Genomic DNA, 18715 nt, shown 5'->3' on the forward strand with positions numbered 1-18715 from the left:
GCGGACGTTACGGAGAACGCAGGTACCCAAGCGCTTACTAGGGGCGTATCCTCCCCCTGGGCGAGGAGACGGCGAAGGGTGCGGCGGATGGCGGTCACACCGGCGGTCGAGGAACGCGCGGGCTGCGGGCGGGGCGCGCGGGCGGCGGCGCTGCTGATGCGGTGGACCCTCCGGCCGCTCATCGTCCGGCTGCCGTGGAGCCCGCTCCTGTTGCGCCTGGCCCCGTTCCTGGACGCCGCGGCGGTGCTCATGGTGGCGCCGCGCGGCACCCGGGTGGCCGGGGTGCCGGGCCTGGCGTGCCGGGCCGAGTGGGTCCGGGCCGCGGGGGTGCCGCGGGACTCGCGGCGGGTGATCCTCTACTTCCACGGCGGCGGTTTCGTGGCCTGCGGCCTGCGCACGCACCGCCGGATGATCGCCAGGATCTCCGGCGCGGCGGGCATGCCCGCGCTGTCGGTGGCCTACCGCATGCAGCCCCGGGTGCCCATCGCGACCTCCGTCCGCGACTGCGTCGAGGCGTACCGGTGGCTGCTGGACCAGGGGTACGAGGCCGGCGACATCGTGGTCGCCGGGGACTCGGCGGGCGGCTACTTCGGCTTCATGGCCCCGCTGCACGCGATGCGGGAAGGGCTGCCCCGGCCGGCCGGGATCGCCGCGCTGTCACCCTTCACCGACCTGGACATCGACGTGAAGGTCGCCCACGCCAACGCCGCGCTGGACCCGTTCATCCCGGCGTGGCGGATGCGGGACATGGTCCGGGTCTGCTTCCCCGGCGCCGAGCTCACCGACCCGTGGCTCAGCCCGGTGCACGCGGACCTGGGCGGCCTGCCGCCCACGCTCATCCAGGTCGGCTCGCTGGAGGTCATGCGCGTGGACGCCGAGTCGATGGCCGAGCGGCTGGGGGCGGCGGGCGTGCCGTGCACCCTGCAGATCTGGGAAGGGCAGATGCACGTCTTCCAGATCTTCGCCGACCTGTCCAGGGAGGGGCTGGCCGCCATCCAGGAGATCGGGGCCTTCGCCCGCCGCGTCACCGCCCGGAGCGGCCGGCCGCGGGCCGCCTAGGGCCGATCGCGGCGGGCCGGCACCGCCCCGTCCTAGCCGATCTTGCCCAGGCCGCGGGCCACGATGGTCGCGGTGCGGGCGATGACGCTGTTGTCGTTCGCCCCCTCCGGGGCCTTGCGGTTGGTGTAGATCGAGATGATCAGCGGGGCCCCGGACGGAGGCCAGGCGATCGCCACGTCGTTGGCGGCGGCGTAGGTGGGGCCCGTCCCGGTCTTGTCGCCGACGGTCCAGTCCTTGGGAAGGCCCGCGCGGATCCGCGTGTCGCCGGTCGTGTTGGCCTTCAGCCACCCGTTGAGCCGGTCCCGGTCCGGCGCGGCGAGCGCGTCCCCGACCGTCAGCCGGTGCAGGTCGCGGCCGAGGGCGGCCGGGTTCGTGGTGTCGCGGCGCTCTCCGGGGCGCCAGATGTTCAGGTCGGTCTCCCAGCGGTCCAGCCTGGAGAGCGGGTCGCCGAGCGAGCGGAAGTAGCGGGTCAGCCCGGCCGGGCCGCCGATCTGCTTCAGCACCATGTTCCCGGCCGTGTTGTCGCTGTAGGTGATGGCCGCCTCGCACAGCTCGGCGACGGTCATGCCGGCCTCGCCGCGGCCCCCGGTCCGCGGGGAGTGCGTGACCTCCTCCTCGGCCGTCCAGTGCACGCGGCGTTCCATCAGGCCGGGGTCGGAGCGCCGCGCCTTGTCGAGCGCGGCCGCGGCCGCGATCGCCTTGAACGTGGACAGCAGCGGGAAGGTCTCGCGGTCCCGGTAGGAGATCGTCCGCCCGTTGCCGGTGTCGAGCGCGAACACGCCGATCCGGCCCTGGTAGGACACCTCCAGCGCGCGCAGCCGTTCACGGACCTCGGCCTGGCCCGCCGGGGTCACGGTGACGGCGGCGGAACCGCCGGCGGGTGCGGCGGCGCGGGTGGCCGGGGCGGCCCCCGCGCCGCAGGCCGTCCCTCCGGCGAGGGTGACCGCCGTCAGCAGGGCGAGGCCCCAGCGGGTCCGCCGCCGGGTGGAGGAAGGGAGGGTCTGCATTCCTGCTCCTCTGGCTTGGTGATCTACGGCGGAAAGCAGACCAGAGCCCGTCACGGGGTGTCCAATAGCGCGAGGCGGGGGACAGCGATAAACGGCTCGATATCTTCCCAGTTCAGCACGCTTCGAGTGGGGCGGCGGGGGCCGGGGAACCGATCGGGGTCATCGCCGCCGTGCCCGGAACTCGCCGGTTGTGGCCGGAGGGAGTGCATGAGCGTTGAAGCGTGCGTGATTGTCCCGGCTGTCACGACTTTCTGTGCTGATGGCCCCATCCGGGCGAGCCGACCGGCTTGTGACGGGTAGGTTGGTGAGCGCACGCTGATGGTGCCGGAACAGGCAGGACATGACCGGACGCGAGATCGACTACACGGCTGTGTACCGGGCGTCGCCCAACGCGGTGGCCCTGCTGTCGCCGAAGTTCGTGTACGAGGACGTCAACGAGGCGTACCTCCGGGTGGCGGGGCGGCGGCGTGACCAGCTGATCGGCCGCCATGTGTTCGATGTCTTCCCCGACAACCCTGACAACCCCGAGGACCCCGACACCTCCGGGGTCGGCAGCCTGCGCGCGTCGCTGGAGCGCGTCGTGGAGTCAGGGGAACGCGACGCCATGGCGCTGCAGCGCTACGACGTCGAGCTGCCCGGCAGCCCCGGCCGCTGGGAGGAACGGTACTGGGCGATCATCAACGTCCCCGTACGCGGCCCCGGCGGCGGGGTGGCCCTGATCGTCCACCGGGTCGAGGAGGTCACCGAGCTCGTCCGCGCCACGCGTGGCCGGGACGACCGGGAGCGGTCCCAGGTGATGCAGGCCGAGCTGTACAGCCGGGCCCAGGAGCTCCAGGAGGTCAACCGGCGCTTGCGCAGGGCCCACGCGCGCGAGCGGGAGGTGGCGCTGGCCCTTCAGGACGCGATGCTGCCCGCTCCCAGGCCGTTCGCGGGCCACCAGGCGGCGGTGCGCTACCGGCCCGCCACCGAGGCGCTGAACGTGTGCGGCGACTGGTACGACCTGGTCGACCTGCCCGGTGAACGCGTCGCCGTCTCCGTCGGGGACGTGGTCGGCCACGGCCTGGCCGCCGCGTGCGTCATGGGACAGCTGCGCAGCGCGCTGAGCGCGGCCTCCCGCGTGGCCACCGGCCCCGCCCAGTCCCTGGACGCCCTGGGGCTGTACGCGCGCTCGGTCGACGGGGCGGAGTCCGCCACGTCGGTGGTGGCCTTCCTCGACTGGTCCACCTCCAGCCTCACCTACAGCAGCGCCGGCCATCCGCCGCCCGCCCTGCTCGCCCCCGACGGCAGCGTACGCCTGCTCGACCAGGCCACCGACCCCCCGCTCGGCGCCCGCCTCGTACCGGAGCCCAGGCCCGAGACCACCGTCCCCTTCACCTCGGGCTCGCTCCTCGTCCTCTACACCGACGGGCTCATCGAGCGCCGCGGCGAGGACATCGACGCCGGCCTGGCCCGGCTCACCGGCTCCCTCGCCCGCCACCGGGACGCCGATCCGGAGGAGCTGGCCGACCTCCTGCTGGCGGAGCTGCTGCCTTCCGACGGCATCGTCGACGACACCGCCCTGGTCGTCATCCGCCTGTAGGGGGCCGGCCGGGGATCGGCTGCTCGGTCCAGATGCTCTTGCCGTGGGCGGTGTAGCGCGTTCCCCAGCGCTGGGAGAGGGCGGCGATGAGCTGCAGGCCGCGCCCGCCCTCGTCGGCCGGGGTGGTACGGCGGATGTGGGGCGTGGTCAGGCTGCCGTCGGAGACCTCGCAGATCAGGGTCCGGCTGCGCAGCAGGCGCAGCCGGATGGGGCCCCTGGCGTGGCGGACGACGTTGCCGACGAGCTCGCTGGCCAGCAGTTCGGTGGTCATGACGACCTCCTCGCCCAGGCGCCAGGCGGCGAGCTGGCGGCGGACGTGCTCGCGGGCCTGGCCGGCGGCCTTCGGATCGTCCGGCAGGCCCCAGGACGCGATGTCGGCGGGGTCGAGCCGGCTGGTGCGGGCGATGAGCAGGGCGGCGTCGTCCCCGGTCCGCTGGTGCGAGGGCAGGAGGGCGCCGGTCACGCGATCGCAGAGCGCGTCCGGCGCCGAGGCCGGCGCGTCCCGCAGGGTCGCGGTGAGGGACCGCGCGAGGCGCGCCATGCCCTCGTCCACGTCCAGGCCCTCCGCCTCCACGAGACCGTCGGTGTAGAGGGCCAGGAGGGCGCCGTCCGGTAGCGGGCGGGTGACGGTGTCGAACGGCGGGGCGCCCGCGCCCAGCGGCGGGTTGACGGCCGCCGTGACGTAGTCGACGGTGCCGTCCGGCGCCGCGACCGCCGGTGGCGGATGGCCCGCGCTGGCGTAGGTGAAATCGCCGGAGACCGGGTCGAACACCCCGTAGAGGCAGGTGGCGAAGTAGTCGGGCCCGAGATCGTTCACGACGTCGTTGAGGCGGTCGAGGATGTCGTCGGGCGGGAGTTCGAGTTCGGAGAGGGTGCGGACGGCGGTGCGCAGCCGGCCCATCGTGGCCGCCTCGGAGATGCCGTGGCCCATGACGTCGCCGATGACCAGCGCGACCCGGTCGGCCGACAGGGGGATGATGTCGTACCAGTCGCCGCCGACGTCCGCGCCGGCCTCCGCGGGGAGGTAGCGGGCGGCGGCGGTGACGGCGGGCAGGTCGGGCAGCTCCCGTGGGAGCAGGTGACGCTGCAGTTCCCGGGCCCGGTTGGCGGCGTCGTCGTACAGCCGGGCGCGTTCCAGGGCCTGGGCGACCACGCTGCTGAGCGCGGTGAGCAGCGTCCGTTCCTCGCGGGTGAACTCGCGCGTCCCGGAGAAGGAGACGATGCCGATCCCGAAGACGTTGCCGGAGGCGATCAGTGGCAGGAAGACCCGGGCGTCCCGGTCCTGGGCCACCGGGTAGTTCGGGACCTGCGGGTAGCGGGCGACGATCTCGGCCGTCGAGCCGAAGAACTGCGGCGTACGGGTGCGCAGAGCCTCTCCGGTGGGGGTGTCGGCGACGTAGGGCGTACCGGGCAGGCGGTCGAGGAACTCCTGGTCGTAGCCGACCGCGCCGACGAGGTGCAGGCGCTGGTCGCGCACGGCCAGGATGATCAGGCCGCTGGCGTGGAAGGCGGGCAGCACGCTGTCGGCCACGGCGGCGACCACGTTCTGCGTGGTGATCGCCTCGGTGAGGGCGCGGGTGAGCTGCTCCATGAGGGCGGCACGGGCGATGGCCGCCCGGATCGCCGCCTGGCGGTCGGCCTCCTGCCTGCGCCGGTCGGTGATGTCGCCGATGCTGAGGGTGAGGCCGTCCGGGACGGGGACGAGGCGCAGCCGGTACCAGCGCCCGCCGGGCCAGGGCACGTCGAGTTCGGCGGGGGTGCTCCCGGCCATCGCCTCGCGGCAGTGTTCCTCCAGGTCCGGGACGCCGCGCAGGGCGGGCAGGTCCCACAGCGGCGCCCCCGCCGCCGGGCGCGCGGAGCCGAGCAGCCGTTCGGCGGCCGCGTTGGCGAACGCGATCCGCCCGTCGCGCTCGACGGCGAGGAAGCCGTCGCTCATCTGCCGCAGGGCGCGGCCCACCGGGTCGAGCGTCTTGCCGGCCTCCTCGCAGGCTCCCTCGCCGGCCTCCTCACCCGGGGGTGCCGCCGGCAGCCGCAGCCGCCCCGCGGCCCAGCGGGCGACCTCCGTCAGGAACTCCCGTTCCCCGGAGCCGTGGGCGGCGTCCTGAGGCAGCAGGAGGGACAGCACGCCGAGGGTTCCCTCCGGGCCGGTCAGCGGCGCCGCGACCAGTTCGGCGCCGGACGGCGCCGCCGTGCGCGCCCCGGTGAGGGGGGACCGGGCGACGTGGCCCGAGCGGCCGGCCCGCGCCGGGGCCGCCGCCGCGCCCGGCCGGACGTACTCCCACGCCCGGGTGAACGACCGGGGCAGCCCGGTGCTCGCCACCAGATGCAGCCCTCCGGCGACGCCGTCGTGGTAGAGGTGGGCCATGCCGCCGAGGCCGCCCAGCTCGGCCGTCGCGTGCGTGAGCGCCGCCAGCAGCACTCCTTCGTCGCCGCGTTCGCCGGCCATCGCGCCGAGCAGCCGGAGCCGCTCGGCCCGTACGGCCTCCGGCCGCTCCCGCGAGCGCTCCCCGCGCCTTCCAGCCACCGAGTCCGCGTCCCCCGCTCCCGGTCCGCGGTGCCGCCACCGCGTCGCCCCGGCCGGCGCGACGTCGGCGCGGCATCGGGAGACCGTCTGGTATGTCCTACTGCGTCCCTACGATAACTCCCGGTGGCCGCCGGGCACGGCCGGGGCCCGCGCCCCCTCGCCGACTTTGGACGTTCTTGGTCCGGGCGAGGGGCGGCCTTGGCCGGGCCGCCCCGCCGGTCAGAAGAGGGTCGGCGGCTCGGCCGGCAGCGGCTCGGGCAGCGGCTCCAGCTCGGGCACGCGGGCCCGCACCTCGTCGTGGAAGCGGCGGGCGAGCGCCGGTGCCTCGGCGTTGTCGGGGGTGTGGACGAACACCGTCGGCGAGCGGCCCTCGCGCAGCCATCCGGCGACCGTGCCGACCCAGTGCCGCCATCCCTCGACCGTGCGCCCGGTGTCGTCCCGGCCGAGGTAGCGCACGACCGGCCGGCCGGTGAGGGCGCGCGACCGCCGCGGGACGCGGGGCTTCTTGGTCCAGGCGTCGCGTTCGGCGTCGCTGGTCGGCGGGCTCTGGAACAGGGTGGTGGTGTCGAACGGGATCCACTCGGCGCCGGCGCCGTCCAGGACACGTTCCAGCAGGCCCTCCGAGCGGGGGTCCTCGAAGAACGCGCGGTGGCGGACCTCGACGGCGTACAGGTGCGTGGCCGGGAGCCGGCGCAGGAACGCCGCCAGGGAGCCCAGGTCGGCCGGGCCGAAGGAGCCCGGCAGCTGGATCCAGAGCGTGTGGGCGCGCGGCCCGAGCGGCTCCATCGCCGCCAGGAACGACCGGAGCTCGTCGTCGGCGCCGCTGAGGCGGCGTTCGTGCGTGATCGGCCGGGGCAGCTTGACGACGAAGCGGAAGTCCGGGGAGGTCTGCCGCGCCCACGACTCCACGGCGCTCCGGGCCGGTGTCGCGTAGAACGTCGTGTTGCCCTCCACCGCGTTGCACCAGGTCGCGTAGGCCCGCAGGCGCTCCCGGGGCGGAAGCGGATGGGGCAGGAAGCGCCCCTGCCAGGGCGTGTGCGTCCACATCGCGCATCCCACATGAAGCCGCATGCACGGGACGCTATCGAAGGTCCGGCGGGTTCCGGGCGGTCTCCCCGCCTCCGGCCGCTTGACTAAATACTATTCCTACCGAAATAATCTGATTTATGCGTCCCGTCTTCCTGACCTCCCGGCGCGTGGTCGACCTCATGCGGCAGGCCGGCGACCTCTGTCGCTGACCCCCGGCCCGCGCCGCCGCCCGGCCTGAGGCCGCCGCCACCGCCCGCGGGCACACTCCTCGCTCTCTTTTCTCCACCTCTCCCTTCTGCTCTCCTCTTCCGCCGTGGTCCCGGTCCGGGGTCCATGGCGTGCGCCGCCGGCCTCCGGGGCCCCGGCGCGCCCGATCGTGTTAGGGGCTTGCCACCATGTGGAACTTCCGTCATCGGCTGCGTCTCGCCGTCTACGCCGCGGCCCTCCCGCTGCTCGGCCTCACCGCGGCCTGCGGCGCGTCCGCCACCGCCGGCGGCGGTACGCCCGGCCCGGGCGGGGCGGGCGCGGTGATCAAACTGGCCGATCCGGGGAACTCCGGTCCCCTCGCCTACGCCAAGCGCGAGGGAATCCTGGAGAAGCGGCTCGGTGCCGTCGGGGCTCGGGTGGAGTGGGGCGGCTCCTACGCCTCGTTCACCGCGACCATCGACGCGGTCCGCTCGGGCTCGGTGAACGTCCTCGAGGGGGCGATCTCGCCGGCCCTGGGCTACCTCGCCAACAGCAGCGACATCAAGATCTTCTCCTTCACCGACCGGGTCACCGCCAAGGAGGCCCCCTACGAGGACGGCCTGGTCGTCCCGGCCTCCAGCTCCGTCCGGTCGGTGCGCGACCTGGTCGGCAAGCAGGTCGCCGTCAACAAGGGCGGGCGCGGCGAGTACCTGCTGCTGCTCGCGCTCAAGGAGGCGGGCATCCCCGCCGGCCAGGTGAAGCGCGTCCACCTCAACCCGGTCCAGGGGGCCTCGGCGTTCGCCACCGGCAAGGTCGACGCCTGGTGGGCGATCGTCCGCGCGTACCCGGAGGTGGTCGCCAAGGGGGCCAGGGTCCTCGTGCACGGGCGCGACCTGCCGGAGAAGGACCTGAACATCTGGGCGGCCCGGACCGAGCTGATCGAGCGCCACCCCGCGGCCGTGCGCACCTTCCTCGACGTCCTGCGCGAACTCGTCCAGCAGGAGAAGGACTCGCCCGAGAGGTTCCAGAACGTCTTCCTGAAGCAGGGCCCCACGGCCGTCTCCGGCGCCCGGCTGGCCGAGGAGATCGCCAAGGCCCGGCACCAGAACGTCCCGCGGCCCGCCCGGCAGGCCGACGGCGAGTACGTCCGGGCCGTCGCCGGGGTGTTCCGCGAGAACGGCGTCCTGCCCGCCGGGATCGACCCGCGGAACGTGATCGCCGAGCCGGGCGGGGGCGGCGCCCCGTCCTCCGCCCCCGCCTCCCCGGCCTCCCCGGCCGCCTCGGAGACGGCCCGATGACGGTCGGCGAGACCGCGGCGCGGTCCGGGGCGCCGGCCCCGCCCGCGGGCCGCGGGGATCCGCCCGCCCCCGACCGCCCTCTCGTCCCCCTCGACCTGCGGCCTCCGGCCCGGCTGGACCGGCGGCGCCGGCACCCGGCGCTGTCGGCGGGCGTCCGGATCGCCGTCCCCCTGGTCCTGCTCGCCGCCTGGTGGTACGGATCGGCGAGCGGGCGCCTGTCCCCGGACGTCCTCACCGGGCCCGGCGCGGTGCTGGGCGCGCTGCGGGAGCTGGTCTCCACCGGCCAGCTCACCGACTACGTGCTCGCCTCGGCGCGCCGGGCCGGGCTCGGCGTCCTCACCGGATGCGGGCTCGGGCTGCTGCTGGGCGTCGCCGCGGGGCTGTCGGCGCTGGGCGAGGAACTGATCGACCCCACCATGCAGATGAACCGGGCCGTCCCGTTCCTGGCGCTGGTGCCGCTGTTCATCTCCTGGTTCGGCGTCGGCGAGACGTTCAAGATCGTGCTGATCGCGGTGGCCGCCGCCGGGCCCATGTACGCCTACACCTATCTCGGCGTGCGCAACGTGGACCGCAAGGTCGTCGAGGCGGCCCGGGGCTTCGGGCTGCGCGGCGTCCGCCTGGCCGCCGGGGTCGTCGTGCCGAGCGCCCTGCCCAGCGTGCTGATGGCGCTGCGCATCAGCATGTCGGTGTCGCTCACCGGGCTGATCGCCGCCGAGCAGCTCGGCGCCACCGAGGGCGTCGGATACCTGGTCACGCTGGCCCAGCAGTACTACCGCAACGACTACATGGTGCTGTGCATCCTGATCTACGCCCTGCTGGGGCTGGGGATCGACCTGGTGATCCGGGCCGTGGAACGGTACGCGATGCCCTGGCGCGGGCAGGTGACGGCCCGATGACCGGAGAGGCCGCCGGAGAGGCCGCCGGCGCGAGGGAGGCCGCCGGAGAGGTCGCCGTACGCGTCGAGAACCTGCGCAAGTCGTTCGGGGCCGCGGAGGTCCTGGGCGGGATCGACCTGGAGGTCCGCGAGGGGGAGTTCGTCGCGCTCCTCGGCCCGAGCGGCACCGGCAAGACCACGCTGCTGCGCGTGCTCGCCGGGCTCGAACGGCCGGACGGGGGGACGGTGCTGACCGCGCCCCGGCGGACCACGGTCTACCAGGAGCCCCGGCTCGCGGTGGCCAGACGGGTCCTGGCCAACGTCGTCCTCGGCCTGCCCCGGTCCGCGCGCGCCGCGGGCCGCCGGGCGCTGGCCGAGGTCGGGCTGGCCGGATACGAACGGGCCTGGCCGGCGACGCTCTCCGGCGGCGAGGCGCAGCGGGTGGCCCTGGCCAGGGCGCTGGTCCGCGACCCGCAGGTGCTCCTGCTGGACGAGCCGTTCGCCGCCCTCGACGCCCTGACCCGGCTCCAGGCTCAGGACCTGGTGGCCGAGCTGTGCGCCCGGCACCGCCCGGCCGTGGTCCTGGTCACCCACGACGTCGACGAGGCCGTCCGGCTCGCCGACCGCGTGCTCGTCCTGCGGGACGGGACGTTCGCCACCGATCTGGCCGTCGGCCTGCCCCGCCCGCGCGACCGCGACGATCCCGTCGCCGTCGAGCACCGCCGGTTCCTGCTGTCCCGCCTCGGCGTCGCGCCGGTTTCCGCCGCGCCCGCCACCTGAGACCCGAGGAGTCACGTGTCCTCCGATCCGTCCATCGACAAGATCTGGTTCACCCGTTGCCCGGTGCCCACCGCCGGCGGGCTGGCCCACAACCTGGGCTGGCTCGCCGGGGCGTTCGCGCCCCACGGCCTGGAGGTCGGCGTCCTGCAGGACGCCGGTCCCGACCTGGCGCGCCGCCACTTCGACCATGACCTGCCCGGCCTGTTCCGGGAAGGAGGCAACGTCCCCGCCCTGGCCGCCCGGTCGGAGGGCGCGCCGACCCGGCTGATCGGGCTGACCTGGATCGAGGAATGGCAGTCGATCCTGGTCCGCCCGGACTCGGGGATCACCGGCCCCGGCCACCTGGCCGGCGCCCGCGTCGCGCTGCCGGGCTGGGCCCGGACCCGCGCGCAGAGCTTCCCCCGCGCGATGGCCCTGCACGGCGTCAAGGGCGCCCTGGCGCAGGGCGGCCTCACCCTCGACGACGTGACCTTCGTCGAGGTGCCCGCCGACCTGTCGCCCTCGGTCGGCCGCGGCGCCGGCGACCGGAGCCTGTCCTGGCCCGGGCTCGGCGAGCTGGCGCGCGGCGAGGTCGACGCGGTGTACGTGAAGGGCGCCCGCGCCGCCGAGCAGGCCCGCGAACTCGGCCTGGCGGTCGGGGTGGACCTCGACGCCCACCCCGATCCCGCGACCCGGGTCAACAACGGCACGCCCCGCCCGATCACCGTGCACGAGAGCATCCTGGAGGAACGGCCCGACCTGGTGGTCACGTTCCTGGCGCAGACGCTGCGCGCGGCGGACTGGGCCGCGGGGAACCTCGGCCGCGTCCGGGAGATCCTCGCCGCCGAGACCCGCTCGGGAGCCGGCGGCGTCCTCACCGCCTACCGCGACGGCTTCCACCGCTCGCTGCGCCCCACCCTGGAGCCCGAGCGCCTGGACCTGCTGCGGATCCAGAAGGACTTCCTCCTGGTGCACGGCTTCCTTGCCGCCGACGTCGATCTGGAGGCGTGGACCGTGCCCGAGCCGCTGCTGGCCGCGGCGCGCCAGGCGGACGCGGAGAACGTGGCATGACGGCGTCCCGCTTCCTCATCACCCTGCCCATCGCGCCCGGCACCGGGCCGGACCCGCGCGCCGCGGCCCCCCTCCCGCCGTTCGTCACCGACCCGCGCCGCGGCCGGTACGGGCCGTTCGACCACCTCGCGGAGGCGGGCCGGGCCGCGGAGATGGCCGGTTTCGACGGCGTGGTGGCGCCGTTCACGCCCGAGGGGGAGGAGTCCCTGGTCACGGTGGCGGCGCTGCTCCGGCAGAGCCGCTGGCTGAACGGCGTCGCCGGATTCCATCCCGCGGTCACCACGCCCGTCTACGCCGCCAAGCTGTCGGCCTCCCTCCAGCGCTTCTCGGACGGCCGGCTCGCGTGGTGGCCGGTGGTGGACCTCGACCCGGCCGTCGCGCGGGCGCAGGGCGACTTCCTGGAGGGCCCGGACCGGTACGCGCGCGCCGACGAGTTCCTCACCGTCGCCAAGGGCGTGTGGCGCTCCGAGGACTACACCTACGAGGGACGGTTCTTCCAGGTCCTGGCGGGCGGCTTCCACGGACCGCTGTCGGGCCGGCCGTTCCCGGCCGTGTACCTGTCGGGCACCTCGGCCGAGGCGCTGGACCTGTCGGCCCGCCACGCCGACGTCCACGTGTTCGAGACCACCGACGAGGCCGCCCTGGACGCCGGGATCGCCGGGCTGGACGCCCGCGCCGCCGAGCGGGGCCGCGCCCCGGCCCGCGCGCTGCGGCTGCGCGTCCTGGCACGGGAGGACGGGGAGGAGGCGCGGGCCCACGCCCGCGGCCTGGAGGGGGAGGCGCTGGCCGGCTCCTACGAGGAGGTCGCCGAGGCCCTCCGCGGCTACGCCGCCCGGGGCATCGGCGCGTTCGTCCTGGAAGCCCGGCCGCACCTGGAGGAGACCTACCGGCTGGGGGAGCACCTGCTGCCCCTTCTCGCGGAGGAGTTCGCGCATGCCGATTGACATCTACTGGCGCATCGGGACCCACGGCGACCAGCGGTCGCTGCGGAACCGGCTGGTCAGCCGCGGCGACTGGTCCCCGGTCGTCCCCGGCAGCATCGCCCCGGGACTGCGCGGCGGGCGTCCCGACGGCTACAGCCATCTGGACCACATGGCCGACGTCGCGCGGGCGTCGGAGCTGTCGGGCTTCGTCGGCGGGCTGCTGCCCTCGTTCCCGTTCACCGACGACCCCTGGGCCGCCGCGGCGAGCCTGGCCCGGGAGACCACCACCTACCGCTTCATGATCGCCTACCAGCCGGGTTTCCTTCACCCGGTCCAGGCGGCGCGGATGTCGGCGACGCTGCAGAGCGCCACCGGCGGGCGGGTGGTCTACAACATCATCTCCGGCGGCGGCGGGCCCGCCCAGCTGTGGTGGGGCGACAAGGTCGACCACGACGACCGCTACGCCCGGACCTCGGAGTTCCTCGACGTCCTCAAGGGCGTCTGGGAGGACGGCCCGTTCGACTACGACGGCCGCTTCTACCGGGTGGAGGGCGCCCGCCTGCCCGCGCACCTGGCCGGGCAGCCGTTCCCCGAGATCTACTTCTCCGGCTCCTCGCCCGCCGCGATCGAGGCCGCCGGACGCCACGCCGACCGCTACCTGTCCTGGCTGGAGCCCTTCCCGGCGCTGGCGGCCAAGTTCGACCAGGTCCGCGAGCACAGCGCCGCGACCGGGCGGACGCCGCGGTTCGCCGTGCGCGTCGACGTGCTGGCGCGCGAGACCGAGGAGGAGGCGTGGGAGGAGATCCGGCGGGGCTGGCGCCACGTCGATCCCGCCCGCCTGACCGGTCCCGGCGCCACGGGCGACTCGGTCGGCTGGCTCCGCGGGCAGTCGTTCATCGACTGGCCGGTCCGCGGCTTCCGGGAGCTGGAGGCGGCCCCCAACGTGTGGGGCGGCTTCCACCTGCTCCGCGGCGGCCCGGCCTTCGGGCTGGTCGGCAGCTACCGGCAGGTCGCCGCCCGGCTCGACGAGCTCATCGGGCTCGGCGTGGACGCCTTCGTCCTCGCCGGCGTCCCGCACCTCGAAGAGGCCCACCGCGTCGGCGAGCGGGTGCTCCCGCTGCTGCGCGGCCCCGTCCGCACCCCCGTCCTCACCGCGAAAGGAAACCTCTGATGTCCCTGCGTGTCGGCTACTTCCCCAGCAACAACTCGCTGTGGGTGCTGCGCCACCGCGGCATCCTGGAACGCACCCTCCCCGACGTGGAATGGGTCGACCTGCGTTCCCTTCCCAAGGGTGAACGTCCCGCCCCGACCGAGGGCCTGCCCTCCGCCCACGGCGACCACCTCTTCGACGGCGGCTACGACTTCATCGGCACCGGCTCCACGCCTCCCGTCACCGCCCAGAGCAAGGGGCACGACATCGTCTACGTGGCCGTGTCCGAGCCGCGTCACGACAACGGCCGCCTCATCGCCCGCCCGGACTCGGGCATCACCGGCGTGGCCGACCTGGCGGGCCGGCGGGTCGCCCTCGCGCACGGGTCCTGGCAGACCACCCTGCTGCTGTTCGCCCTCGACCAGGCCGGGCTGACCTGGGCCGACATCGAGCCCGTCGACGCCGGCGCCGAGGCCGCCCAGCTGTTCCTGGACGGCGAGGTCGACGCCTGGACCGCCTCCTACCCGGCGCTGGGCCCGGTGGAGGACGAGATCGAGGTCCGTACCCTCGTCGAGACCGCCGGGCTGTTCAGCCACCGCTCCCTGTGGTTCACCCGCCGGGACTTCGCCGAGAAGCGCGGCACCGAGCTCGCCGCCATCGTCGCCGCGCTCCAGGAGTCGGACGCGTGGATCCGGGACAACCCCCGCGAGGCGGCCGAGCTGTTCGCCGCCGACGACGGGACCGACGTGGCCGCCTGGGAGCACGCCCTGAGCACCCGCCCGTTCGGCCTCCACCCCGTGACGGGGGAGTTCGTCGCGGAGCAGCAGCGCGCCGCCGACCTCTTCCACGCCGGCGGCCTGATCGACCGGAAGATCACCGTCGCCGACGCCGTCGTCCCCGGGATCGCCGGCCTCTCCGCCTGACCGGACCGTCCGGGCGGCGGCGGGAGCGGCCCGCCGCCGCGCGGACGAGGCGGAGGAAGAAAGTGCGACATGGGATGTCAGGTTTCGGGTCGATCATGGTTGCACCGGTCGGCGCCGACGGCGTTCGCGGACCGGGCTTCCACGAACAGACAAGGACCTCCATGCGTGACGCGCCCATAGATCTCAACGGAACCCAGATCGGCGGGGCGGGCGCCGACCGGGACGCCGCGAGCACCGCACGCGAGACCATCGACGTGGTGGGGGCGCGGACGAACAATCTGCGGGACGTGTCCGTGAGCATCCCCAAGGGGCGGCTCGTCGCCTTCACCGGAGTGAGCGGCAGCGGCAAGACCTCGCTGGCCATCGACACCCTGCACAACGAGGCCCAGCTGCGGTATCTGGAGGGCCTCTCGCCGTTCGTCCGGCAGTACATCACCCAGCGCAACCGGCCGAAGGTCGACCGGATCCTGGGGCTCGGCGCGACGCTCGCGGTCGACCAGCGCCGCCTGAACCGCAACCCCCGCTCCACGGTCGCGACGATCACCGGCATCGACGGGCATCTGGGGCTGCTGTACTCGCGACTTCCGGGGATCGGCGCGGACCCGGCGGCGGAGACCGGGGACGGGCATCTGACGACCGCCCACTTCGACCGCCACACGCCGGAAGGGAGCTGTGCGGACTGCCACGGGGTGGGCGGACGCTGGCAGGCGGCGGAGGACCTGGTCATCACCCACCCGGAGCTTCCGCTCTTCAAGGGGGCCTCACCCTGGTTCGCGAAGTGGCGGTCGGGAGAGCACGCGTTCGTACCGGCGCTCGCCGAGAAGCGGGGCGTGGACCTCGACCTGCCGTGGCGGTCGCTGCCCGAGGATTTCCGCCACTGCGTGCTGTACGGCACCGGCGACGAGAAGGTCGAGGCGACCGTCGATATACCGAACAAGAAGGAGACGGCCCGGATGACCTACACCTCGGTCCAGCCGCTCCGGGGCGCGCTCGCCGAGGTGGAGCGGGTGTTCGTGAACGCCCAGACGTCCAGCGCCAAGCAGCGCTACCTGCCGTACATGCGCAAGCGGTCCTGCGGCACGTGCGGCGGCAGCGGGTACGACCAGGTGGCCCGGTCCGTGCGGCTCGGCGGGATGACGTACCCCGACCTGCTCGGGGTGGAGGTGCGGGAGGTGCGCGGCTGGGCGAGGAGCGTGGCGGACGGCCTGGACGCCCGGCAGCGCGAGGTGGGCGAGCCGCTGCTGCAGGACCTGGACCGCAGGCTCGGGATCCTCGACCGGCTCGGCCTGGCCCATCTCCAGCTGTCCCGGAGCGCGGCGACGCTGTCGGGGGGCGAGTCGCAGCGGACCCGGCTCGCCGCGCAGCTCAGCACCGAGCTGAGCGGCATCATCTTCGTCCTGGACGAGCCCGGGACCGGGCTGCATCCGGCCGACAAGGCGCACCTGCTCGACATCGCCCTGGAACTGCGCGAGGCCGGCAACACGGTGCTCCTCGTCGAGCACGACCCCGAGCTGATCGCCCGGGCCGACTGGGTGATCGACATGGGTCCCGGCGCGGGCCGCCTCGGCGGTGAGGTCCTGGTGTCGGGGCCGCCCGCCGCCGCGGCCGCCCACCCGGAGTCGCTGACCGGACGCCATCTGGCCGGTGCGGGGCCGCGGCTGCGCCGGACCCGCCGCCCGCCCGGGGACGGCACCCGCTGGGTGGAGCTGCACGACCTGCGCGCGCACAACGTGACCGCGCCCCTGGTGCGCTTCCCCGCCGGCCGGCTCACCTGCCTGACCGGGGTGAGCGGCAGCGGCAAGAGCAGCCTGCTCAGCGCGCTCGGGGAGGGCGCGGAGGCCGCCCTGAACGGGACGGTGACCGGCACGGTGGGGGAGGTGACCGGCCTGGAGGAGTTCGGCTGGGTCGCCGTCGTCGATCAGGAACCGCTCGGGCGGACGCCGCGGTCCAACCCGGCCACGTACAGCAAGGCGTTCGACATCGTCCGCAAGCTGTTCGCCGGAACCGGTCCGGCGCGCGGGCGCGGGCTCGACGCCTCCTGGTTCAGTTTCAACACCGCCGGTGGCGGACGCTGCGAGACCTGCACCGGTTACGGACGCAAGCTCGTCGACATGCACTTCCTGCCGGATGTGTGGGTGGTCTGCGACGCGTGCGAGGGGCGGCGCTACAAGCCGGAGGCCTTGGAGATCGAGTACCAGGGGCTGGCCATCGACCAGGTGCTGGATCTCACCGTCGCCGAGGCCGTGGAGCGCTTCCCCGCACCCCGGCAGCTCGCGGAGACCCTGGTCGCCTTGAACCGGGTGGGGCTCGGCTACCTCCAGCTCGGCCAGAGCGCCACGGAGCTGTCCGGCGGCGAGGCGCAGCGGCTGAAGCTGGCGTCCGCGATCCAGCGCGGGGCCGGGAGCCGCAAGGCCGGCCTCGTCGTTCTGGACGAGCCCGTCTCGGGGCTGCACCCGTCCGACGTCCAGCGGGTGGTGGACGCGCTCGACGTGCTGCTCGACTCGGGCAACACCGTCGTCGTGGCCGAACACGACATCCCCGTCGCCGCCTCCGCGGACTGGCTGATCGACCTGGGGCCGGGAGCCGGACCGGACGGGGGCGCGGTGGTCGCGGAGGGCACCCCGGACACCGTCGCCGCGGCGGACACCCCGACCGCCGGCTTCCTCCGTCGGTACGCGGCGGGCCTGCCGCTCCTGGACGGGCGGCGGGAAGGCGCGCGCCGCTGATCCGCCCCCCGGACGGCCGTCCCGGGGGGCGGCCGTCCGGGGGCGGCCCCGGGGCCTGCTGGGCGTGTCCAAGGGGGACGCCTCGGGCCCTCCACAAGGTCGAGATATTGGATCTTGAATACATTATCTGATTCTTCCTCGGAGGTCGGTGGCCGCGAAAAGCGGCGCTGAGCTGCGGTAACGCCGTCCCGGCCCTCCTCCTCGCAGGAGGGGGGAGGCCCTTGCGGCTTCATCTGAACTGCGGTTCACTTCTTGGACATCGCTGTTCAGTCCGCCGGGGCACGCGCCGGTGTCGCGGGAGACCACGCCCGAGGAGGAACATGAACGCCGAGGACCTGATCATGATCAGCGTCGATGATCACGTGGTGGAGCCGCCGTCCCTGTTCGACGCCCACATCCCGGACCGCTACCGGGACAGGGCGCCCCGGGTCAGGAGGACCAAGGACGGCGCGGACGTGTGGACGTTCAACGGGGCGACCATCCCCAACATCGGTCTCAACGCGGTCGCCGGCCGTCCCAAGGAGGAGTACGGCATCGAGCCGACCGCCTTCGACGAGATCCGGCCCGGCACCTACGACATCGACGAGCGCGTCAAGGACATGAACGCCGGGGGGATCCTGGCGTCGATGAACTTCCCGTCCTTCCCGGGCTTCTCCGGGCGGGTGTTCTCCGCGGCCGACGACAAGGACCTGGCCCTGGCGGTGCTGCGCGCCTACAACGACTGGCACGTCGACGAGTGGGCCGGGACGCACCCGGGCCGGATCATCCCGATGGCGCTGCCGGTGCTGTGGGACGCCGAGGAGTGCGCGCGGGAGGTCCGCCGGGTGGCGGCCAAGGGCTGCCACTCGATCACCTTCACCGAGAACCCGGCCACGCTCGGGTACCCCAGCTTCCACAACGAGTACTGGGACCCGCTGTGGCGGGCCGTCTGCGACGAGAACGTGGTGGTCTCCATCCACCTCGGCTCGTCCGGGCGGCTGTCGGTGACGGCGCCGGACGCTCCGATCGACGTCATGATCACCCTGCAGCCCATGAACATCTGCCAGGCCGCCGCGGACCTGCTGTGGTCCCGGGTGATCAAGAAGTTCCCCGGCATCAGGTTCGCGCTCTCGGAGGGCGGGACGGGCTGGATCCCCTACTTCCTGGACCGCGTCGACCGCACCTACGACATGCACCACCTGTGGACCGGGCAGGACTTCGGCGGCAGGCTGCCGAGCGAGGTGTTCCGCGAGCACTTCCTGACCTGCTTCATCTCCGACCCCGTCGGGGTGCGGCTGCGGCACGACATCGGCATCGGCAACATCGCCTGGGAGTGCGACTACCCGCACTCCGACTCGTCCTGGCCGCACGCCCCCGAGGAGCTCGCCGAGGTCGCCGCCGGCGTGCCCGACGACGAGCTCAACAGGATCACCCATGAGAACGCGATGCGGTGGTACTCCTTCGACCCGTTCGCCCACCGGTCGCGGGAGGACTCCACGGTCGGGGCCCTGCGCGCCGAGGCTGCGGGCCACGACGTGAGCATCCGCTCGTACGACAAGGGCCGCTTCGAGAAGTCCGTGGGGATCGAGATGGGCAGGCTCTCCGGCCAGGCCACCGCCTGACCCGGC

General features: G+C 74.1%; 14 protein-coding genes. 11 read left to right on the forward strand and 3 right to left on the reverse strand.

Features of this window, described 5'->3' with window-relative positions; genetic code table 11:
* The first annotated feature begins 87 nt into the window (after positions 1–87).
* A complete protein-coding gene (locus tag IW256_RS13585; RefSeq protein WP_197011305.1) occupies positions 88–1059 on the forward strand; it encodes an alpha/beta hydrolase in 972 nt (323 codons plus the stop codon).
* Positions 1060–1091: 32 nt separating this feature from the next.
* Here IW256_RS13585 and bla read toward each other — a convergent pair whose 3' ends face one another.
* Positions 1092–2066, reverse strand: coding sequence for a class A beta-lactamase (bla, locus tag IW256_RS13590; protein WP_197011306.1), 975 nt, complete (start codon positions 2064–2066; stop codon positions 1092–1094).
* A 340-nt stretch (positions 2067–2406) separates the two neighbouring features.
* Here bla and IW256_RS13595 point away from each other — a divergent pair, with 340 nt between their 5' ends.
* Positions 2407–3645, forward strand: a complete 1239-nt coding sequence (locus tag IW256_RS13595; protein ID WP_197011307.1) for a PP2C family protein-serine/threonine phosphatase — start codon at positions 2407–2409, stop codon at positions 3643–3645.
* Here IW256_RS13595 and IW256_RS13600 read toward each other — a convergent pair.
* Both IW256_RS13600 and IW256_RS13605 read right to left on the reverse strand, forming a co-directional pair.
* Positions 3632–6169, reverse strand: a complete 2538-nt coding sequence (locus IW256_RS13600) for an ATP-binding SpoIIE family protein phosphatase (protein ID WP_197011308.1) — start codon at positions 6167–6169, stop codon at positions 3632–3634. The two genes, IW256_RS13595 and IW256_RS13600, sit on opposite strands and share 14 nt — an antisense overlap.
* A gap of 219 nt (positions 6170–6388) precedes the next feature.
* Positions 6389–7240 carry a DUF72 domain-containing protein gene (locus tag IW256_RS13605; protein WP_231403769.1) on the reverse strand — a complete coding sequence of 284 codons (852 nt, stop codon included), beginning with the start codon at positions 7238–7240 and terminating at the stop codon, positions 6389–6391.
* 353 nt (positions 7241–7593) lie between these two features.
* Between IW256_RS13605 and IW256_RS13610 the strand changes: the two genes are divergently transcribed.
* From IW256_RS13610 to IW256_RS13650, 9 genes are all read left to right on the forward strand, one after another.
* On the forward strand, positions 7594–8682 hold the full coding sequence (locus IW256_RS13610) for an NrtA/SsuA/CpmA family ABC transporter substrate-binding protein (protein ID WP_197011309.1): 1089 nt from the start codon (positions 7594–7596) through the stop codon (positions 8680–8682).
* Positions 8679–9578 carry an ABC transporter permease gene (locus tag IW256_RS42195; RefSeq protein ID WP_197011310.1) on the forward strand — a complete coding sequence of 300 codons (900 nt, stop codon included), beginning with the start codon at positions 8679–8681 and terminating at the stop codon, positions 9576–9578. Before IW256_RS13610 ends, IW256_RS42195 begins: the two co-directional genes overlap by 4 nt.
* On the forward strand, positions 9575–10336 hold the full coding sequence (locus IW256_RS13620) for an ABC transporter ATP-binding protein (RefSeq protein ID WP_197011311.1): 762 nt from the start codon (positions 9575–9577) through the stop codon (positions 10334–10336). The genes IW256_RS42195 and IW256_RS13620 overlap by 4 nt, the downstream gene beginning before the upstream one ends.
* 15 nt (positions 10337–10351) lie before the next feature.
* Positions 10352–11386, forward strand: coding sequence for an ABC transporter substrate-binding protein (locus tag IW256_RS13625; RefSeq protein WP_197011312.1), 1035 nt, complete (start codon positions 10352–10354; stop codon positions 11384–11386).
* A complete protein-coding gene (locus IW256_RS13630; protein ID WP_197011313.1) occupies positions 11383–12330 on the forward strand; it encodes an LLM class flavin-dependent oxidoreductase in 948 nt (315 codons plus the stop codon). The genes IW256_RS13625 and IW256_RS13630 overlap by 4 nt, the downstream gene beginning before the upstream one ends.
* On the forward strand, positions 12320–13480 hold the full coding sequence (locus IW256_RS13635) for an LLM class flavin-dependent oxidoreductase (RefSeq protein WP_197011314.1): 1161 nt from the start codon (positions 12320–12322) through the stop codon (positions 13478–13480). The genes IW256_RS13630 and IW256_RS13635 overlap by 11 nt, the downstream gene beginning before the upstream one ends.
* Positions 13480–14382, forward strand: coding sequence for an ABC transporter substrate-binding protein (locus tag IW256_RS13640; RefSeq protein WP_197011315.1), 903 nt, complete (start codon positions 13480–13482; stop codon positions 14380–14382). The genes IW256_RS13635 and IW256_RS13640 overlap by 1 nt, the downstream gene beginning before the upstream one ends.
* Before the next feature lie 161 nt (positions 14383–14543).
* A complete protein-coding gene (locus tag IW256_RS13645) occupies positions 14544–17108 on the forward strand; it encodes an excinuclease ABC subunit UvrA (RefSeq protein ID WP_197011316.1) in 2565 nt (854 codons plus the stop codon).
* Positions 17109–17428: 320 nt separating this feature from the next.
* Positions 17429–18709 carry an amidohydrolase family protein gene (locus IW256_RS13650; protein WP_197011317.1) on the forward strand — a complete coding sequence of 427 codons (1281 nt, stop codon included), beginning with the start codon at positions 17429–17431 and terminating at the stop codon, positions 18707–18709.
* Positions 18710–18715 lie beyond the last annotated feature (6 nt).

The organism is Actinomadura viridis, from assembly GCF_015751755.1.
Lineage (GTDB): Bacteria > Actinomycetota > Actinomycetes > Streptosporangiales > Streptosporangiaceae > Spirillospora > Spirillospora viridis.